The sequence below is a fragment of the Streptomyces sp. NBC_00019 genome (assembly GCF_045041015.1).
Lineage (GTDB): Bacteria > Actinomycetota > Actinomycetes > Streptomycetales > Streptomycetaceae > Streptomyces.
Genome location: NZ_CP108302.1, coordinates 9,611,001 through 9,629,249, shown reverse-complemented (window position 1 = coordinate 9,629,249; position 18,249 = coordinate 9,611,001). Strand labels below are relative to the sequence as shown.

Annotated in this window: 16 protein-coding genes and 2 pseudogenes; 7 read left to right on the top strand and 11 right to left on the bottom strand. The window is 70.1% G+C overall.

The features are described 5' to 3' along the window. Positions 1-143 precede the first annotated feature (143 nt). The 4 genes from OHU89_RS44730 to OHU89_RS44715 form a co-directional block, all read right to left on the bottom strand. On the bottom strand, positions 144-1,370 hold the full coding sequence (locus OHU89_RS44730; RefSeq protein WP_405651401.1) for a glycoside hydrolase family 88 protein: 1,227 nt from the start codon (positions 1,368-1,370) through the stop codon (positions 144-146). Positions 1,371-1,400: 30 nt separating this feature from the next. Next, entirely contained in the window at positions 1,401-3,302 is a 1,902-nt protein-coding gene (locus OHU89_RS44725) for a glycoside hydrolase family 97 catalytic domain-containing protein (protein ID WP_405651398.1), read from the bottom strand. A 64-nt stretch (positions 3,303-3,366) separates the two neighbouring features. Next, positions 3,367-5,703 carry a glycosyl hydrolase family 95 catalytic domain-containing protein gene (locus OHU89_RS44720; RefSeq protein WP_405651393.1) on the bottom strand — a complete coding sequence of 779 codons (2,337 nt, stop codon included), beginning with the start codon at positions 5,701-5,703 and terminating at the stop codon, positions 3,367-3,369. A 218-nt stretch (positions 5,704-5,921) separates the two neighbouring features. Further along, positions 5,922-6,533, bottom strand: a complete 612-nt coding sequence (locus tag OHU89_RS44715; protein WP_405651390.1) for a dihydrofolate reductase family protein — start codon at positions 6,531-6,533, stop codon at positions 5,922-5,924. Between the two features lie 192 nt (positions 6,534-6,725). Here OHU89_RS44715 and OHU89_RS44710 point away from each other — a divergent pair, with 192 nt between their 5' ends. From OHU89_RS44710 to OHU89_RS44700, 3 genes and pseudogenes are all read left to right on the top strand, one after another. Further along, on the top strand, positions 6,726-7,241 hold the full coding sequence (locus OHU89_RS44710) for a GIY-YIG nuclease family protein (RefSeq protein WP_405651387.1): 516 nt from the start codon (positions 6,726-6,728) through the stop codon (positions 7,239-7,241). A gap of 72 nt (positions 7,242-7,313) precedes the next feature. Beyond that, entirely contained in the window at positions 7,314-7,916 is a 603-nt protein-coding gene (locus OHU89_RS44705) for an isochorismatase family protein (protein ID WP_405651384.1), read from the top strand. A gap of 10 nt (positions 7,917-7,926) precedes the next feature. After that, a pseudogene (locus tag OHU89_RS44700) lies at positions 7,927-8,837 on the top strand (GlxA family transcriptional regulator). Between the two features lie 57 nt (positions 8,838-8,894). Here the strand turns inward: OHU89_RS44700 and OHU89_RS44695 are convergent. Then, complete coding sequence (locus tag OHU89_RS44695; protein ID WP_405651381.1) at positions 8,895-10,100, bottom strand: erythromycin esterase family protein; 1,206 nt, start codon at positions 10,098-10,100, stop codon at positions 8,895-8,897. Positions 10,101-10,158: 58 nt separating this feature from the next. Between OHU89_RS44695 and OHU89_RS44690 the strand changes: the two genes are divergently transcribed. Both OHU89_RS44690 and OHU89_RS44685 read left to right on the top strand, forming a co-directional pair. Continuing rightward, on the top strand, positions 10,159-10,908 hold the full coding sequence (locus OHU89_RS44690; RefSeq protein WP_405651378.1) for a TioE family transcriptional regulator: 750 nt from the start codon (positions 10,159-10,161) through the stop codon (positions 10,906-10,908). Positions 10,909-10,967: 59 nt separating this feature from the next. After that, positions 10,968-11,462, top strand: coding sequence for a PaaI family thioesterase (locus OHU89_RS44685; protein WP_266884055.1), 495 nt, complete (start codon positions 10,968-10,970; stop codon positions 11,460-11,462). Here OHU89_RS44685 and OHU89_RS44680 read toward each other — a convergent pair. Further along, on the bottom strand, positions 11,459-12,301 hold the full coding sequence (locus OHU89_RS44680; protein WP_405651375.1) for an alpha/beta fold hydrolase: 843 nt from the start codon (positions 12,299-12,301) through the stop codon (positions 11,459-11,461). The two genes, OHU89_RS44685 and OHU89_RS44680, sit on opposite strands and share 4 nt — an antisense overlap. Before the next feature lie 116 nt (positions 12,302-12,417). Between OHU89_RS44680 and OHU89_RS44675 the strand changes: the two genes are divergently transcribed. Next, a complete protein-coding gene (locus OHU89_RS44675; RefSeq protein WP_405651372.1) occupies positions 12,418-13,185 on the top strand; it encodes an aminoglycoside adenylyltransferase family protein in 768 nt (255 codons plus the stop codon). 24 nt (positions 13,186-13,209) lie between these two features. Here OHU89_RS44675 and OHU89_RS44670 read toward each other — a convergent pair. The 5 genes and pseudogenes from OHU89_RS44670 to OHU89_RS44650 form a co-directional block, all read right to left on the bottom strand. Next, a pseudogene (locus OHU89_RS44670) lies at positions 13,210-13,734 on the bottom strand (hypothetical protein); the annotation flags it as partial. After that, positions 13,695-14,435, bottom strand: coding sequence for a hypothetical protein (locus OHU89_RS44665; protein WP_405651369.1), 741 nt, complete (start codon positions 14,433-14,435; stop codon positions 13,695-13,697). The gene OHU89_RS44665 and the pseudogene OHU89_RS44670, both read right to left, overlap by 40 nt. Positions 14,436-14,534: 99 nt before the next feature. Beyond that, positions 14,535-15,290 carry a hypothetical protein gene (locus OHU89_RS44660; protein WP_405651366.1) on the bottom strand — a complete coding sequence of 252 codons (756 nt, stop codon included), beginning with the start codon at positions 15,288-15,290 and terminating at the stop codon, positions 14,535-14,537. Next, the gene (locus OHU89_RS44655) at positions 15,287-16,648 is read right to left on the bottom strand and encodes a hypothetical protein (RefSeq protein WP_405651363.1); all 1,362 of its coding nucleotides are present in this window, start codon (positions 16,646-16,648) and stop codon (positions 15,287-15,289) included. The genes OHU89_RS44660 and OHU89_RS44655 overlap by 4 nt, the downstream gene beginning before the upstream one ends. After that, positions 16,645-17,376, bottom strand: a complete 732-nt coding sequence (locus OHU89_RS44650; protein ID WP_405651360.1) for a carbonic anhydrase — start codon at positions 17,374-17,376, stop codon at positions 16,645-16,647. The genes OHU89_RS44655 and OHU89_RS44650 overlap by 4 nt, the downstream gene beginning before the upstream one ends. Positions 17,377-17,719: 343 nt before the next feature. Here OHU89_RS44650 and OHU89_RS44645 point away from each other — a divergent pair, with 343 nt between their 5' ends. Continuing rightward, positions 17,720-18,169, top strand: coding sequence for a hypothetical protein (locus tag OHU89_RS44645; RefSeq protein WP_405651357.1), 450 nt, complete (start codon positions 17,720-17,722; stop codon positions 18,167-18,169). The last annotated feature ends 80 nt before the right edge of the window (positions 18,170-18,249 follow it).

Sequence of the window (18,249 nt, the reverse complement as noted above, 5' to 3'; positions counted from 1 at the left end):
CGAGCAGCATCAGCACGAGCAGCCATGCGCGCAGTCGTCCGTTCAGTTTCCGCGTCACTCCGGCCCCCTTCTGTCAGCCGCCCCCGGTGCAGGGGCAGGCTCGGACTTTTCTCCCCCGTGCTCCAGCCAACCTAGTGCTGTGCTCAGAGCGTGGACAGGTCGATGGCTCGGTCGATGTCCTGCGGCCGCAGTACGCGCAGAATGCCTTCCAGGAGGTAGTAGTCGGCGTAGGGAAGGGAGATCTCGATCCCGTCCTCGGCGGGCCGGTTGCGGGTGCAGCGGGCCACGGTCGCGTCGGCGCGGGTCGACTTCGTCGTCAGGCAGGTCTGGGACAGGGCGGTGAGCAGGCGTAGCGCCGCGTCGCGGTAGGACGGCGTGCCGGTGGCCGTGGAGAGGTCGAGGAGGCCGCAGGCCATGATCGCGCCGGCCGAGGCATCCTTGATGTCGTGGGGCTGTTGGGGTGCTCGGTAGTCCCATACCGGGATGTGGTCCGGGGTCAGCGCGGCCAGTGCGTAGTCGGCGAGTGTGCGGGCGGTGGACAGGAAGTCGGGGTTTCCGGTTCGTCGGTACATCGTGGTGAATCCGTAGAGGCCCCAGGCCTGTCCGCGTGACCAGCAGGAGGTGGGGCTGTAGCCCTGCACGGTGTTCGGGCCGATCGGGGTGCCGGTGTTCGGGTCGAAGTCGTAGACGTGCGGGGTCGATCCGTCCGCGCGCGGGAAGACCCGTCGAGTGGTCTTCGCGTGTTCCACGGCGATGTCCAGGTACTTCTGGTCGCCGGTCTGCCGGCTCGCGAACGCCAGCAGGTCCAGGTTCATCATCGTGTCGATGATGACCCGGCCCGCGTTCTTCTGATCGTTCAGTGCGCCCCATGCCCGGATGAAGTGGCCGCGCGGGTTGTACCGCTGGATCAGTGAATCGGCCGCCTGTACGGCACCGGTGCGCCAGGCGTCGTCGCCGGTCAGCCGCCAGGCGGTGACCCAGGACGGGTAGAAGAGGAAACCGAGGTCGTGGGTACCGGTGTCGTACTGCCGAGGAGCCAGCTTCTGTGCGGATGCCAGCGCCCAGGTGCGGAAGTCGTCGTCCTGGCTGTGGAGCCATGCCATCCACAGGATTCCGGGCCAGAACCCGCCCACCCAGTCGCCGTTCTGGGAGTAGACCCATTTCTCGAATCTGGTTCCGACCGGGAACGCGGTCACGTTCGGCGCGACGGTGCGGAGTTTCTCGACCGCGAAGTCGGCCGCCGAGCGCAATACGTGCACGGTCGGCGCCGGTAACCGGCTTTCGGCCGCGGCCACAGGTGGTGTCGAGGCGGCGAACGACGCTGCGGCACCGGCCGCTGTCGTCAGCACGCTACGCCGGGAAACGCTCATGTCTGGCCTTCCAGCGGGGAGTTGGGGCGGCTAGCGGTGGCAGGTGGAGATGCCCGGACTCCACCGGCAGGCGATGCCCGCGAAGCCACCGTTGTCGGTGACGTCTATGTCGAGCGTGTCGCCGCCGCGCAGGACCGTACGGTCCTGGACGAGTCCGTCGGCGCCGTCACGGATCGTCTCGACCAGCCATCGTCCGGCGCCGATCGCCAGCGGCACTTCGGCGGTGCGGGCGGTACCGGAGTACACCCCGCCCAGGAACCAGCGGTCGCCGTCGCGGCGGGCGAGAACGGCCTCCCGACCGGGGCCGCCTGCGAGCAGTCGGGTGTCGTCCCAGGCGGCGGGCAGTTGGTCGTAGAAGTCGCGGGCGAGGGGTCGTTCGTCGTACGACTCCGGTGTGCCGGCGTACATCTGCAGGCCCGACTCGTAGACGACGGCGAGTCCGGTCTCGGCGGCGTCGGAGTTGGGGCGCAGACCGACGCGTTGGAAGGCGCCGGGGGTGAAGTCCATGGAGCCGATGACGTTGCGGGTGAAGGGCAGGGTGGTGAGGTGGGCGGCGGTGTTGGTGCGCTTCTCCTCGCCTGCGACGCCTTCCAGGGTCATGACCTGGGGCCAGGTGCGTTGCATGCCCTTGGGGACGGTGGAGCCGTGGAAGTCGACCATGAGGTGGTGGGCGGCGGTCTCCTTGAGGATGGCGTCGTACCACTGGAGCATGGACTGCGCCTCGGAGTCCATGAAGTCGATCTTGACTCCCTCGACTCCCCAGCGTTCCAGCGTGGGGAGCCACTGGGCGCGTTCCTCGGGGGTGTCGAGGTCGCGTTGGTGGATCCAGACGATGATGCCGACGCCCTTGGCCCGCGCGTGGTCGACGAGTTCGGGCATCCAGCTCGTGGTCTGCCAGTTCGGGTCGGTGGTGTCCCACTCGTCGGACTTGAAGTACCAGCCCGCGTCGACTGCCTCGTAGGGCCAGCCGCGTTCGGCGGCGTAGTCGACGTAGGCCTTCTGCGCGGTGAGGCTCTGGCCGGCGGTGCGGCCGCCGGCGAGCCAGGTCCACAGGACGGTGCCGGGTCGGATCCAGCTGGTGTCGGTGACCTTGGAGGCGGGCGCCAGGTCGTCGGTGAAGGTGGAGCCGGTGACGGTGGCGAGATCGCCGGTGACCATGGCACGCCAGGGGGTGGCGAGGGGGCCGGTGGTCCGGACTCGGTCGTCGGCGAGCTTGATCCGGTACGTTCCGGCGCCTTGGTCGTGGGCGAGGCGGGCGCCCGAGTAGGTGCCGGTGAGGTCGGACTCGGCGAGGAGCGTGTAGCCGCCGTCCGTGGCGAACAGAGCCTGGGGCGAGTAGTCGTTGGTGGGGGCCGTCGCCGCGGTGTACTGGGCGAACTGGCCTTCGTTGTCGACCCGGTAGGTGCTGAGCCAGGCGGTCGCGTCCTGCGGAAGGCGGAACGCGGAGGTCTCGGCGAGGACGTCACCGAGGCCGGCGGGCAGGACGTACCGATAGGCGACGCCGTCGGCGGAGGCGCGGACGACGAGGTCGAGCCGGGCGCCCGTGGGTGTGGCGAACGACAGGCGCGTTTCGTTCATGAGGGCCCGGCGTTCCAGCCGTTTGCCGGACTTGGTCCGGTACCGCTCGTCCACGAGGCGGTCCTTGCGGTGCAGGAAGCTCAAGTCCTTGGAGAGGTCGGCCTGTTCGGTGACGATGCCGACGGGTGACGGCTCGATGACGGTACGGCGGTCGCGGGTCACGGAGAGGCTGACCGTGCCGGTCGTGTCGTCCAGGGATACCCGCGCGTGGGGTGCGTGCGTCGCGGCCCGCCCGGGGCCGGACACGGTCCAGGTGTGCTCGCGTTGTTCGGCCCGCGCGGGAACCGTCGTGAGAAGGGTGGCCACCAGGCCGGCGCACAGCGCGGCAGCCGCGGTCCTGATCGGAACCGCCATGAGAATCCTCCCTGTTGACGAGGTGAGGGCGAGGTGAGGTGAGGTGAGGTGAGCGCTGCGTCGGCTACGGCAGTCCCCAGGCCGGGCCCGGTTCGCTGATGGCGACGGGCTCGATGACGAGGTCGGGGCGGCGGCCGGGGTGGATGAGTACCTCGCGGCCCTTGGGCAGGTCGATGGCGAGGGTGCCGTCGCCCAGGTCCTCGGTGTGGGCCGGGGTGCCGTCGTCGAGGAGCACGGTGAGGGTTCCGGCGAGGCCATGGCGGAGCTTGAGCGGCTCGCCCGCCAGGCTCTTGATCCGGATGAACCGAGTGGTCCCGGCCTTGCGAACTGCGCTGACCAGAAAGGCGCCTTGGGTGCGGAAGTCGTGCAGGGTGAGGTCCTGCCAGGTGGACGGGACGGCGGGGAAGACGCGGATGACGCCGCCCCAGCTCTGACAGAACATGTCGTGCAGGGACTGCGAGGCGGACAGCGGCGTCTCGATCACCGGACCGGCCTCGGTGTAGTGCGTGTTGGGCCGGCAGGGGTAGCGGGTGCTGGTGTCGAGGAACTTGCGCAGGTAGGCGATCGCGGTGTCGCCGTCCCCGGTCATCGCGTAGATCGACGCGGCGCCGGTGTAGCTGTAGCCGCGGTGGGCTCCGGCCAGCGCGTGCCAGCGGACCACCGACTTCGTGATGAGGTCCCGGTGTTCGGGCTGGTCCCAGTTGACGAGGTACAGCGGGTACACCATCAGCAGGTGCGAGTAGTGGCGGTGGGACTGGGCGTACGGGGTGTCGGCACCGATCATGAAGCCGTTGCCGTCGACCGGGTACGGCGTGAGCCGGGCCAGCACCTCCTGCCAGCGTGGGGCCGACTCGTCGTCGACGCCGAGCAGTTCGGCGGACTCGATGAGCGTCTGGCAGCCCCAGCGGATGAGCGCCAGGTCGTAGTTGGTGTCCTGGGGCGGCACCACGGGGTATTCGGGCGAGAGGGTGCTCGGCAGGTGGAGCCTGCCGTCGCTGCCCGGGGTGAGGAAGTGCAGGTAGTAGTTGATGGCCCGGCGCAGTACCGGGTAGATCGTGTCGCGCAGCAGCGACGTGTCCATGGTGTGCCGGTACGACAGCCAGACGTTGTGCAGCGCCCAGGTCAGATCGCCGGTCTCGGCGCCGGTGCCGGGCATGCCCACACCGCGGTTGGCGAACATGTCGGAGCTGCGGCCGACGCCGGAGCTGTCGGAGCGGTAGGCGGCGGGCACGTTGGCGATGAGCTGTTCCTGGCTCTGGCGCAGGGTGGTGGCGAGCGCGTCGAGTTCCAGGTGGTTGGAGCCGTGGATGAGCCAGTACTCCAGTTGGACGTTGAGGTTCCACCAGACCGCGGGCCACGGTGTCGGCTCCAGCCATGGACCGGAGGTGGCCATGACGGGGCCGCCCGCGCGGCTGGCGGAGGCGACTTTGTAGAGCTGGATCCAGTGGAAGCTCTGCAACCGCTGATCGGGGAACGAGACGAAGCTCTTGCGGTAGAACGCGTGCCACCAGCGGATGTGCCGTCGCCTGAGGACGTCGTAGGACGGGGCGCGCCGGAGGTTGCGCAGGGAGTCGGCCTCGGCGGCGGTGCCGGAGGGGAAGCTGTGGCCGACGCTGAGCAGCAGGTCGTCCCCGGTGCGGCGGTGGGAGGTCGCGGTCTGGCCGCCGCCGGTGAGGGGCTGGAGTGTCTGTTCGGTGCCGTCGGCGGTGGTCCGGGTGGTCCAGGGCGGGTTGGGGGTGTAGCCGGCGGGCGGGGCCTCCTGGATCTTCCGGGGGCTGATGGCCTCCTCGGGGTGGAACGTCCAGGTGGGCTCTTCGTCGCCGTCGGCCGTCACACGGACGGCGAGGACCTCGTCGTGGATGAGGGCGGAGAGGGTGAGGGTGCCTGCGGTGGTGGTGACCGTTCCGGTGAGTTCGGCGTTCCACAGGCTCAGTCGCCAGTCGACGGCCGTGATGGTGCCGACCGGTTCGAGGGTGAGATGTCCGACCGGCAGGCGGGCGGTGCCCCAGCCGCTGCCGAACTCGGGCCGGTGGTCCTGGACACGGCCGTGCTGGACGGTGAAGCGGATGTGCTGGGTGTTCGGCTCCTGGTAGACCATGGTGCCGAGCAGGCCGTCGCCGAGGAAGGGGCCCTCGTACCAGAGGGTGGGCAGCTTGCTCCAGAGCAGGTCCTGACCGCGGAGGAAGCCTTCCCAGGCGCGGTCGGTGGTCATGGTGTCGCGGAGTTTCCAGGGGCGGCGTTCCTGCTCGGCGGCCAAGCCGTCACCGCCGGACTGCTCGGACCGTTGGGGTTGTTCGGCGTGGGCCGTGCCGGGCAGGGCCGCGGCTGCCGCGCCGCCCAGGGCCGTGCCGAGTACGGCTCTGCGGGGCATGGGTGAGGTCTTCCCCGACTGCGAGGTCATCGTCGTCCTCCGGGTCTGAGGGATCATCGATACATCGGGTGTATCGGGGAACGTAGGCATGCGCCATGCAACTGTCAAGAACCTTTACAATGACGGAATTCGGCCATCACTGAAGCAGACAGAGGGAGATGAGCCTCAAGGTGCGCCTGAGCTGCTCCGATACACCGCCAACTCATCCGATGTATCGGGATCCTAGGCCCGTACTCGACCGTGCCGGGTCACTTCACGAAGCGGTACTTCAGGTGGGTGGCGAGCGGGGTGTCGACGACCCGGGCCACTTCGAGCCGCCGGCCTGACTCCAGCCCGCCGAAGAGCCGCAGCCCGTCTCCCAGAAGCGCCGGCACCACATGCAACTGGAGCTCGTCGACGAGTCCCGCATCGAGGTACTGCCGCACCGTGCTCGCACCGCCCGCGATGTCGACGTTCCTCTCCCCCGCGGCGGCCTTCGCCTGCTGGAGGGCGCTGTGGATGCCTTCGCTGACGAACGTGAAGGTGGTGCCGCCCTGCTTGACCAGGGTCGGCCGGGGCCGGTGGGTCAGTACGAACACCGGGGTCCTGAAGGGCGGGTTGTCGCCCCAGAACTCCTCGCCGGTGTCGTACATGATCCGCCCCATGACCACGGCTCCGGTGGCATCGAACCACTCACGCATCAGCTCGGAATCCCGGTTCTCCTCCCCACCGCTCATCCCCTGGCGCTCCCGCCAGCTCGCCAGGTTGTGGATCCACTCGAAGAGCGGCTCGGCACCGTCGCCGCCCGGGTTGTCGAGAGTGACGTTGGGGCCGGCGATGTAGCCGTCGAGGGACATGGCCAGATCAGCGGTGACGGTCACGATGGGGTGCTCCTCGAGTCCTGGGGTGGTGCCTTCACTCTCACGTCGATCGGGAAGCGGCGCATTCGACATCCGAGCACGCCTGTATCGAAGTCGACGTCCGCCGATTCGAGAGCCCGGCTTCGGGAGCGTCGCGTTGTCAGACCCTCATGCCACCGTGGAGGCAGGGCGAGGGGAAGGTAGGGCCCCGTCATGGCCGATGTCGACGCACAGTTCCTGCGCAGCCTCTTCGACGAGGAAGGCAGTCTGCACACCGCGGGTCGCACCGCCCTGTATCGGCTGTACGGCCCCGAGGGCCTGCTCTACGTCGGGATCACGATCTGCCCGCTCACCCGGATCCGCACCCACCTGCGCGAACAGCCCTGGAGATCACTCGTCATCGCCATCCGGATCGACTATCCCGACGACCCGGAGGCAGCTGAGCGCCAGGCCGTCCGCGCCGAGCACCCTCGGTACAACGTCGTCTTCAACGCGCCCGCCCCTCCCCCACCCGCCGACCCCGCCTCACGCCTCAGAACCCAACTGGCCGTGGAACAGCGGCGGCTCGCGGAGCTCGAGGCCACCGTGCCCGAGTCCTCCACCCACCTGCGTCTGCTCACCCGCGCCATCACCACGAAGAGAACGAGAATCGCGAGACTCGCCGAGCACATCGAAGAAGCGGAGAGCGCGACCACTCCTGTCCCACCGGAGTCCCGGAGGCGTCGATGATGACCGGATCGGTCCGCTGCCGGACCCGATGCGGCCTGTCGTCGGCCCACCCGCGCGGATCAGGATGGGCACATGACCCGAGCACTGATCGTCATCGACGTCCAGGAGTCCTTCCGCGCCCGGCCGCTGTGGGAGACCATTTCCGACCCTAAGATCGCCGACAAGGTGAACCGCCTGGTCCGGCTCGCCCGCCGGGCCGGGGACCAGGTGGTGTGGGTGCTGCACTCCGAGCCCGGCACCGGCGACGTCTTCGACCCGGCCCTGGGCCAGGTGCGGCTGCTGGAGGAGGTCGAGCAGCCGACGGACGACGAGCCCCTGATCCACAAGACCTCGCACAACGCCTTCACCACCACCAACCTGCAGCAACTCCTCACCGAGCGCGGCATCCGCGAGCTCACTGTGTGCGGCATCCGCACCGAGCAGTGCGTGGAGACCACCGCCCGCGTCGGGAGCGACCTCGGATACCAGGTCACCTTCGTCGTCGACGCGACCGCCACCAACCCCATCCCGCACCGCGACGCCCCCGAGGACCGGAGCGTCGCCGCACTGCTCGCCGACCCCCGCACCCTGCCCGCCGAGGAGGTCATCCGCCGTACCGAATACGCCCTCGCCGGACGCTTCGCCACCATCGCCACGGTCGACGAGCTGGAAGCCGCAGCCGACCTTCCGGCATGATGACCGAATCGTGAGTCACGTCGTCTTCTTCCTGGTGCCCGGAGTCCACCTGCTGGACCTGGCCGGCCCCGCGCAGGTCTTCTCCACGGCCGCCGATTTCGGGCACCCCTACACCCTCACCTACGTCGCCGAGCAGCCACAGGTCCCGACCGCCCAGGGGCTGCCGCTGGTGGCCGGCCTCGACTGGCCCGAGCTCGGACCCCAGGACCTGATCGTGGTGCCCGGCTGGTGTGCCGTCACCCTGGCCGACTCGCCCGCCGTCGGCGAGGCCTCCCTCCAGGTCCTGCGAGACCACCACGCCAAGGGCGGGACGGTGGCCAGTGTCTGCGCCGGGGCGGAGGCGCTCGGGCGGGCCGGGCTGCTCAGGGGTCGGCGCTGCACCACCCATCACGACGTGCAGGACGAACTGGCCGTACGCCACCCCGGCGCGCTCGTCGTCCGCGACGTCCTGTTCACCTCCGACGACCGCGTGATCACCTCGGCCGGCATCGCCAGCGGCATCGACCTGGCCCTGCATCTGGTCGCCGGCCGGCACGGCCCCGCCGTCGCGGCCCAGGTCGCCCGGGACATGGTCGTCTACGCCCGCCGCAACGGCCATGAGTCGCAGTCCAGCGCGATGTTCCGGCACCGCTCCCATCTCGACGACACCGTGCACCACGCCCAGGACGTCATCGACACCCGCTTCGACGAGCCACTGCCCCTGCCCGCCCTGGCCACGGCCGTCGGCGTCAGCGAACGCACCCTCACCCGCCTCTCTTCACCCGCGCCACCGGCCTCACCCCCCTCCGCTACCAGCAGACCCTCCGCCTCGAACGCGCCCAGCACCTCATCAGCCACGGCGCCACCGTCGACGCGGCCGCCCGCTCGGTCGGCTTCACGGACCCACGCATGCTGCGACGCCTTCGCGCGCGTACGGACTGACATCGAAGTCCGCCTGACATCGAAGTCCGCCCGAGCCCCGGCGGCGCGACGCAGGAGCTAGGCCTGGGGGACGTCCTTGATGAACACGATCCCGTCGGTCGCGGCCAGGTGCGCCGGGTCGAACGAGGCGTAGCCGTAGTACGGGGACACCCGGTGGGCAGGCCATGTGTCGACGAGGGTGGTGGCCAGGCGGGCGGGGTCGATGACGCAGCGGTCCTCCGGAAGCGCGTACAGGAGCCCTTCGACGGTGTCCGGCGGCGGGGTGTCCACGCCCTGGTGCCGGATCGTGCCGAGGGCCGTGGCCAGGACGGCGTACTCCTCACCCAGGCGGGCGCTCACGATCGCGCCGGCACTCCACCACTCCAGCAGGGGGTGGTCCCACATGCGCATCGAGCTCTTCTCCCGCTGGAGATGGGCGTTGTGGGCGAAGACCAGCACCGGGGTGCGCTCGGCGAGGGCGAGCAGGTTGTCGGCCATCATCGAGTCCCGCAGACCCAGCAGCCGGGTCATGCGGCTCGGTGAGGTGTCGGCCATCCAGAAGTGGTAGCGCAGCAGGCCGGTGCCGGTACGCCCGTACAGGCGCGCCCGGTCCCAGTCGTCCCGCGAGGTCGCCTGGATCAGGTGCGGGGTGTGCGCGTCGAGGAGTGCCACCAGGTCGTCGGCGAGCAGCCGCAGTTGACCGGCCTCGGTCGACTGCCCCACGGACCGGGCCGGGTCCGTCATCGCGGCGGGGTCGGTCCATCGGTCGTCGGCGCCGAGCAGGCGGTCGAGTGTCTCCGCGGTGCACGGGAGCTGGTCCGCGTCGACCTGGGCCGACAGATAGCCGTGAAGTGCTGTGAGGGCCTGCCGGGGGCTTTCGGCCCCGGTGATCTCCAGCGGGCCGTCGAAGCCGGCGAAGCGCAGCCGCTCGGACACAGGCCGGCCGTCGTTGTAGGCGCGCATCCAGCGCACGAGTTCGCGGTTGGCCGCGGAGGCGCCCAAGCCGTGGCTGAACCCGTGCTCCATGACCTCGTCGAGGGTGCCCGTGCCCGTGGTGACGTACTCGTCCACGACCAGGCCTCTCAGGCAGTCGCTCTCGATCGTGATCGTCCGGTAGCCCTCCTCCTCTACGAGCTGCTGGAAGACGTCGTTGCGCAGGTCGAGCAGCACGTCCTCGCCATGGGTGGGCTCCCCCAGGGCGAGCACCCGCGGCCGGGTCGGGAGCAGCCCCATGACGGCCGCGGCCTCGACGGCATGGACGGTGTCCTTGAAGTCAGTAGCCATACCTTCAACGCTATCGTTGAACTTTCGGTTGAAACTTTCGCTCGATATCAGCAGGGTCATGGGACAAAACCTTCAAACCAATGGGCGGCTCAGGCCGGTCGACCTGGCCCGCGGGCACGGTCTGTCCACCCAGGCGGTCAGGAACTACGAGGAGGCGGGCATCCTTCCGCCCGCCGGTCGCACTCCGCACGGCTACCGCACCTACACCCCGCTGCACGCGCGGGCTCTGCAGGCGTTCCTCGCCCTGGTGCCCGGGCACGGCCACCAGACGGCGACAGCGATCATGCGGGCGGTGAACGAGGACGCGACCGATGAGGCGATGCGCCTCATCGACGAGAGCCACGCCCAGCTCCTCGACGACCGGCACACGCTCCAGGCCGTGGAGCGCGCCCTGCGCGACCTGGAGCCCACGCCCGAGCCCTACGAGGCGGCCCGGTCCGACGGTGGGTTCATCGGAGTGCTGGCGGACCAACTCGGCATCCGCCCCGCGACGCTGCGCAAATGGGAGCGCGCCGGGCTGCTGCACCCGCGCCGCGATCCACGGACCGGGTATCGCGTCTACGACGAGACCGACGTACGGGACGCCCGGCTCGCCCACCAACTCCGGCGCGGCGGCTACCTGCTGGAGCAGATCGCCCCGCTGATCGCCCAGGTACGGGCGGCCGGCGGGCCGAAGCCGCTGGAGGCCACCCTGCGCGACTGGCACGGCCGGCTGTCCGCCCGCGGGCGGGCGATGCTGACCGGGGCCGCGGAGCTGGAGGCGTACCTCCGCGAACGCGGACAGCGCCCCCTTCTCTCCGGCCTTTGACAGTCCAGGAGAGCCCCGCTAGCTTCAATCGACGAAGTCAGCTGGGAGGACGCCGGAACATGGGACGCATACGCACCTACGAGTGGGACGACCCCGCGATCACCGCCGCCGCCGTGGGGCGCGCCTCAGGCCTGGAGTTCCTGCGTGAGGTACAGGCCGGCCGCCTGCCCGCGGCTCCCGTCGCGGCCACCCTCGACTTCACCCTCGACGAGGTGGACGAGGGCAGGGTCGCGTTCTCGATCACCCCGGGCGAGGAGCACTACAACCCGATCGGCAGCGTGCACGGCGGCGTCTACGCCACCCTGCTCGACTCGGCGGCAGGGTGCGCCGTGCAGTCCACGCTCCCGGTCGGCATGGGGTACACCTCGCTCGATCTGACCGTGAAGTTCCTCAAGCGGATCACCGTCGACACGGGCCGGGTCCGGGCCATCGGTACGGTCGTCAGCCGAGGCCGGCAGACCGCGCTCGCCGAGGCCAGGCTGATCGACAGCGAGGAGCGCCTGCTGGCCCACGCCACGAGCAGCTGCATGCTCTTCCCGATGCCCGCCGACTAGCGTGCTTCGCCGTGCTGCTGGAGGAAGGCCGCGAGAGCAGCCGTGAGTTCGGCAGGCGTGTCTTCCTGGACCAGGTGGCCCGCGCCGGCGAACGGTTCCAGGCGTGCGCCCGGGATGCGGGCGGCGAGCTCGCGTCCCTTCTCCGGGGGGATCCAGGTGTCGTCCTCGCCCCAGCAGATCAGCGTGGGGATGGTGATGTCGGCGTACCGGTCCTGGATCTCGTCGGTGTGGTGCTGGGTCGCCTGGGCGATCTGCCGGTAGAAGGCCGCCTGGCCGGGGTCGCCGAGCCAGGGCCGGACCAGTCGGTCGAGGACGGCCGGGTGCAGGCCGGGGCTGCTGGCCGAGCTGACGTATTCGCGTACCAGGGCCCGGTGCAGTGCGGGCGGCAGTTGTTCGAAGACCGCCGAGTGTTCGCCGACGAGCCGGAAGAACGGCGAACCCCACGGGGCCAGTGCGACCGGATCGACCAGGGCGAGCGCACGGTAGCGGGCTCCGTGCAGCAGATGCGCTCGCAGACTGACGGCACCGCCGAAGTCATGGGCGACCACGAGGGGTTCGTCGAGGCCCCAGTGCGCGAGGAGTTCGGCGAAGACCCTGCCCTGTGAGGCCAGGGAGACGTCCTGGCCGGTGGACTTCTCCGATGTGCCGTAGCCGGGCATGTCCCACACGAACACCTGGTGGTCGCGGGCCAGCGCGCGGGCCACGGAGCGCCAGACGTACGACGAGAAGGGCGTGCCGTGCAGCAGCACGACCGGGTCCCGGCCGGGTGGGCCGAGGCTGCCCCAGCGCACCTCCCCCGACGTGCTGCGGAATGTCTCGGCCAAGTCCCAGTCACTCACGAGTGCTGCTCCTCTCCCACAGCACGATCAAGGGCGGAGCCGTCAGATGTATTCCGCCGCCGCGTCCGACAGATATTTCCGTGCGATTCGCAGGAGGGACAGGAGACGCTGACGCGGTGAACCAGGTTCAGCAGATCGTGGGGTTGGTCGGCGCTGTGCTGGGTGACGATGTCATCGGCGCCTACCTCCACGGTTCCTCCGTGCTCGGCGGGCTCAGGCCGGCCAGCGACGTGGACGTGCTGGTCGTCTCCCGGCGGCACATGGACGCGCGGGATCGACGGGCACTCCTCGACGGACTGCTGCGGATCTCCGGCTCCGGCGACAAGGCCCGCCCGGTCGAGCTCACCGTGGTCGTCCAGTCCGAGGTCCGGCCATGGCGGTACCCGCCGACCATCGACTTCCTCTACGGCGAGTGGCTGCGCGCGGAGTACGAGGCCGGGGAGGTCCCCCAGCCGGAGCCCATGCCCGATCTGGCCCTGCTGATCACCATGGTGCTGACCGGCGACCGCCCTCTCACCGGCCCGAGCCCGGCGCGGGTCCTCGACCCGGTCCCGCGGAGGGACCTGGTCCGGGCGAGCGTGGCGGGTATCCCCGGCCTGCTCGACGATCTGGACGGCGACACCCGCAACGTCCTGCTGACCTTCGCCCGCATCTGGACCACGCTCGCCACCGGCCGGATCACGTCGAAGGACACCGCCGCCGACTGGGCCCTCGCCCGGCTCCCGCCCGAGCATCGCGCCGCCCTCGCACACACCAAGCAGCTCTACCTCAACTGCCCCTACTCCGAGGAGCGTTGGAGTGACGCGTTGCGGGCGCAGGTGCGTCCGCAAGTGGACCGCATGCTCGCCGAGATCGACCGGCTGTCAGACGGAATTGCACGGTGACCGATCGAGGCGCTGCACGGCGGCTCAGTCCCGGCGGGCGTTCAGGGCGTCCACGGCGGCGCGAGCGTCGCCGATCGTCGTGTAGTCGATCGCGATGAAGTTCACGGGGCTGCCTCGCTCCCGTTCGCAGAGTTGGACGCGGTCGAGCACGTACTGGCGGGCGTTGACCTTGCCCGCGTCGAGTCGGCTGCCGCCGTTGGCGGTGATGAAGTGGTTGAGGAGGAACAGGCGTTTGCCGGTGCCGCCCCGGTGGGGGACGCAGCTCATCTCGTCGGGGCTGCGGAACGCGAAGGGGGTCTCCATGCCGTAGCGGTAGAAGTTGCGGTACCACGCTTCCGGGCCGTCCGCCTGCTCGGCGAAGACGACGAGCCGACGGCCGCTGTCGATCATGTCGCCCAGCGTCGGCCAGGGCTCCGCGGGATCCGGGTCCGGTGTGTACACCAGGTCGGACAGTCCGGCTTGCGCGATCGCTTTCGCGGTGTCCTCGCCGCTGATCGCGTCCTGGACGATCAGCGTGACGACGTCGGTCGGATGGTCGCGCAGGCGGTCGCGTCGGTGGTGCGCTCCGACACCGCGACCGGTGCCACGGCGGCCAGGGCGGTGGCGATGTCCCCGTCGGCCAGGGCCACTTCGATGTCGTCGCGCAGCGCCGCCCTGTCCTGCTCGGGCAGAGTGCTCAGGACGCGGTCGGCCGCCTTGGACGCCTGTTCCTCGGAGAGCGGCAGAGCGGGCAGTGTGCCGGGGACGCGTCCGGCCACCACGTCCTTCAGCGCGGCGGACAGGTCGGTCGAGAAGGCATCGAAGTCCGGCTCGGGACGGTTCTGCACGGCGGCGACCAGGTCCCCGAAGTAGATCTGCGCCAGGTCGTTGATGTTGGTCAGCACCGGGCGCAGATCGACGGTCAGGACGAGGCTGCTCCGGTCGCCGTTGAGGTATCCGACCACGGCGTCGATCTGCTCATGGGTGAGTTCCCGGGCCGTCTCCGGAGGAAGGACCAGCTTGACGTTGGATGTGAGCACGGCTTCCGGGACCGGCAGCCCGGCCAGGAGGTTCCGGGTCACGACGGCCGCCCTCGGGTCGACCAGGACCTGGTCGTAGAGCCGGTCGTACGCCGATTCCTCGTCCAGGACGGACTGGTGGAACGCCGCGGAGACGACCGTGTCACGGGCTGTGGCCGCCACCGTGACGACCAGCGTGCAGAGCCCTGCCGCGGCGAAGGCGAGGAAGCGCAGCCATCTGCGCGAGGTCACGGGATCCATGGGCCACCTGCCCCTCATGGTGATCGTCCCGCACGCAAGCCGCAAACGGTACGGATACTCCCGGCCGGCCGCGCTTGTGAGGTCTGTGTGTCAGCTGGTCCGTGGCGGGGCGTCGGCGGGGTCCTGGAGGTGGTGGAAGAACTCCTCCAGCAGGGCGACGAGGCCTTCGACGGCACGGGTGTGCTCGTCCTTCGACCACGGTGAGTCCGGCCGGCCCTCGGGGAAGACGACCTGGACGACCTGCGCCGCCCACATGAGGTTCTCGCCCACCCCGTACGTGGCCGCGAGCCACTCCCGAAGACCGTTCAGCAGCACCCCGCCGCTGGCATGGTCGTAGCCGTCGAGGTACGCCGTCACCCCCTCGTAGGTGACGCGGCCGACGTACATCCCCATGCGATCCCGGAAGCTCTCCCAGAACCTCTGGTGCGAGTCGACCGGTCGGTGTCTGAACCGGCGCCAGGCGGCCGGGATGCGGGAGAGGTCGGTGCCGATGCCCCAGGTGGAGTAGGACACCACCTCCATGCCGACGCCGAGTGCCGTCAGGAGAATGCCGGTGCGTGCGGCCGGGTCGACGGGGCCGGACTTCCTGACCCAGACGTACGTTCGCGGCGGATCACCTTCGTGATGGGTGACGACGAAGTCCGTTCCGGCGAGGGTGAAGAACGCGGCGCGCACGGCTCCGTGTCCGTCCCATGACTCCTCGATGGTCAGGCTCAGTCGCCGTGCCACCTCGTCGAGGTCCAGGGAGAGCAGGGCCATCGAGACCAGCGGCCCGGTCGTGGCCTGGAACATGGAGCACTGCACCGCCGGCTCGGTCGCGGAGCGGCTCGTGGCGTCCGGGGTCACAGGTCGGCCTCCGTGAGGATGCGGTTCATACGGGCGGGCCGCAGGGCCGGGTTGGCCGCGGCGTCGTCGGCCACGTTCGGGTCGGGGTCCGACAGCAGTCGGTCCAGCAGTGCGTCCGTGATGTTGGGGTGACGGGCGACCCCGCGGCGCAGGAATGGCTCCTCGGCCGCGGCGAGTTCCTGGAGCGCCGGCACGGGCAGTTCGGGGTCCTGGAGGGCGACGTAACGCACGTTCGGGGTCGGTTCGTCGACGAACGTGCGCAGCGTGTGGCGGGGGAAGTTGGGGTGCTCGACGAGCAGGGGGCGGTGGTGGAAGACGTCGCCGTGGGCGCGTACCAGCCGTTCAAGGACGTCCGGTGGTGCGTCCGGTCGGCGGGCGGCGGTGCGGCGGACCGACAACTCCGGGTCGTTGTCCAGCCGGAGCCATGCCTCCTCGGGCAGGTCGCGGCTGCCGGCGAGTACGCGCCGGAATACCGTGTGCGGGCTGTCCAGATAGCTCAGACGCTCGTCGAGGGGTGCTTCGCGCATCCAGTCCGGTTCGGTGAAGCTCCAGCTCAATGCCACCTTTGCGTCGATGTCGCCGTCCGCACGCCGGGCTTCCACGAGTGCGTACAGCCGGTCGCGCGTGGCGTCGTCGACATGGCGGCTCTGCGCCACCGCGACCCGCACCAACGGGTCCTCGATGTCCAGGAGTTGGGCCACCATGTCGGCGGTGAGGTGGGGATTGGCGGCCACGGCCCGCTGGATGTCCTCGTCGCCGGTCCGCATGAGCTCGGTGAACTGGTCCCAGGTGAGCGGGACGTACCACGCCACGTTGGCTCGCACGGCGGGGTCGGCGAGACAGCGGTCCCGCCACTCGGCCGGCACGCCCGGTTGCTTGTGCTGGGTGGCCGCCGCGCGCACCTCCGGATCCGGGTCGGCGAGCAGTACCGTCTGCACCTCGGCCGGCCGGTCGTACCAGGAGCCCGCGATCGCGGCGCGCAGTTTGGGATCGGGCGCCGCGACCAGCGAGGCCAGGGGTTGACCGTAGATCTCCTCCAGGTCTCTGAGAACGACCGTCGTCCCGAACTCCACGAGATGGTGGATGAAGTCCGCGCGGGCGTCGCGGATCGCGGGATTCGGATGCGTGGCGATCCTGCGGCGCATGGCCGGGGAGATCTGCTCCGCGCGGAGGGTGGTCATGACGTCGCCGTCGTCGTGCTCCAACAGCGCCTCGACCACCGCATCCGTCACCGGCCCCCGTCGCATCGACATCCCGTGCCGGCCGGCCCTGTGAGCCGCGAGCCGCACCAGGACGCCCTCGGAGGCTGCCGGGTTCCGGCCCAGCCCGGACAGGCGCGGATGGTGAAGGTTCGTCATGTCCTCAACATAATCGGCGCGGGCTGCCGGTCGTTCATCGCCTGCGCGAGCGGCGACAGCGAGGTGTTGGAGCGCAGTGTGGCGGCGGCCTGCCTGGCGTGGATACGGATCATGGCGTCGACCGGGTCGGCGGCCCTCTGCGCGACGGTCGCCTCGTACACGGTGCGCAGGGACTCGGAGATCGCCTGAAGGTTGCCAGGCAGCGTCGTACGGTCGTGCATCGCCTTGTACGCCGCCTTGATGGCACCGCAGCGCTGGTGGCCCAGGACGACGATCAGCGGGGTTCCCGCCGTGAGGGGTCCGTACTCGACGGAGCCGGTGACGACCGGTGCGACCACCTGACCGCCGGTGCGTATGACGAACAGGTCGCCTATGCCGGTGTCGAAGACGAGCTCCGGCGGCACCCGGGAGTCGATGCAGGACAGGACGACGGCGTACGGCTTCTGCTCCTCGGCGACGGCCTCGCGGCGGCGGGGGTCCTGGTCGGGGTGGAGCAGCGCGCCCTTCACCCAGCGCCGGTTCCCCTGCATCAGCCGGGTGAGGGCGCCCGAGGGCGAGTCCGGCCGTGCGCCGGCGGCCGGTGACGGCGTGGATGCCGCCCCTGCGGCTCCGACCCGTACGGTCGGCTCGGCACCGCTGGACGACGAACAACCGGTCAACAGGGCGGCGGTGGCCGCCAGCCCGCCGGTGACGATGGTTCTGCGCTGCGGATATCCGGTGATGCCCATGGTTTCTGTTCCCCTCCAGCCTGCACGCACGGTGCGCCCTTGATGCGTGGGCGTCGTACCGAAGCGCATGAGACTGCTGTGACGTGCTGCCACTCTCGCTGGGGGGTCGGCAAGGGCAGATCCAGCGCTGATGCAGCGCAGGGGAAGCGTTCGTCCAAGATCCGAAGCGGGGTCCGACAAGACGCGTGAGCTGCCGCATCCGGCCGGGCTCCTCGGGCAACCTGCCCGACAGAGCCAGGACTTCTGCCTCAGGCAGCCGCTGGTCCGGGGTCGCCACCATGACGCCCTGCCGTCCGTGAGACCAGCTCGCGGAGTGGTTCACACCGATCCCGCAGGAGAAGCCATGAACAAGGGAATGGTCCAACTCGCGCTGATGGGCCTGGCGGAAGTGATCGCCCGTTCCATCGGACTGACGGCCGACGCGGTGTCCGCGAACCGGGTCGACCGGGACCGGGCGGGGGCCGCGGGCGACACCGCCACGGCGGACTCCGACGCCGGTGCCGCCGCCCACCGTGCGTCGCTGCTCGTCGGGGCTCAGGGGGCGGAGGTGCGGCTGCCGAACCGTGACGACAGCACCGTCTTCCCGACCTGGTTCTGGGGCTCGACGCAGCTGAGCGTGCGCAACGACGGTTCCTCGTACGGTGAGGCGCGTGTGCAGACCGTCCTGGGCGCGGACCCCGAGTGGCTTCCGCTGTCGCCGGGCGAGACCAAGACGGTACGGCGGTGGTGGGGAGCCGTACCGGTCCGGGTCACCAACAACGCGGACGCGCCGCTGACCGCATGGACCCGGTGAGCCGGTGATCGCGGAGGCCTCGTCCCGTGTCGACGGATGTCGGCCACGGGACGAGGCCTCTGTCATGGTCTGAACACGGA

What these genes read in the sequence shown, in the direction of transcription:
- OHU89_RS44730 (WP_405651401.1), bottom strand. Translation starts at nt 1,370, where the DNA reads ATGAGCGTTTCCCGGCGTAGCGTGCTGACGACAGCGGCCGGTGCCGCA.
- OHU89_RS44725 (WP_405651398.1), bottom strand. Translation starts at nt 3,302, where the DNA reads ATGGCGGTTCCGATCAGGACCGCGGCTGCCGCGCTGTGCGCCGGCCTG.
- OHU89_RS44720 (WP_405651393.1), bottom strand. Translation starts at nt 5,703, where the DNA reads ATGACCTCGCAGTCGGGGAAGACCTCACCCATGCCCCGCAGAGCCGTA.
- OHU89_RS44710 (WP_405651387.1), top strand. Translation starts at nt 6,726, where the DNA reads ATGGCCGATGTCGACGCACAGTTCCTGCGCAGCCTCTTCGACGAGGAA.
- OHU89_RS44705 (WP_405651384.1), top strand. Translation starts at nt 7,314, where the DNA reads ATGACCCGAGCACTGATCGTCATCGACGTCCAGGAGTCCTTCCGCGCC.
- OHU89_RS44695 (WP_405651381.1), bottom strand. Translation starts at nt 10,100, where the DNA reads ATGGCTACTGACTTCAAGGACACCGTCCATGCCGTCGAGGCCGCGGCC.
- OHU89_RS44690 (WP_405651378.1), top strand. Translation starts at nt 10,159, where the DNA reads ATGGGACAAAACCTTCAAACCAATGGGCGGCTCAGGCCGGTCGACCTG.
- OHU89_RS44685 (WP_266884055.1), top strand. Translation starts at nt 10,968, where the DNA reads ATGGGACGCATACGCACCTACGAGTGGGACGACCCCGCGATCACCGCC.
- OHU89_RS44655 (WP_405651363.1), bottom strand. Translation starts at nt 16,648, where the DNA reads ATGACGAACCTTCACCATCCGCGCCTGTCCGGGCTGGGCCGGAACCCG.
- OHU89_RS44650 (WP_405651360.1), bottom strand. Translation starts at nt 17,376, where the DNA reads ATGGGCATCACCGGATATCCGCAGCGCAGAACCATCGTCACCGGCGGG.
- OHU89_RS44645 (WP_405651357.1), top strand. Translation starts at nt 17,720, where the DNA reads ATGAACAAGGGAATGGTCCAACTCGCGCTGATGGGCCTGGCGGAAGTG.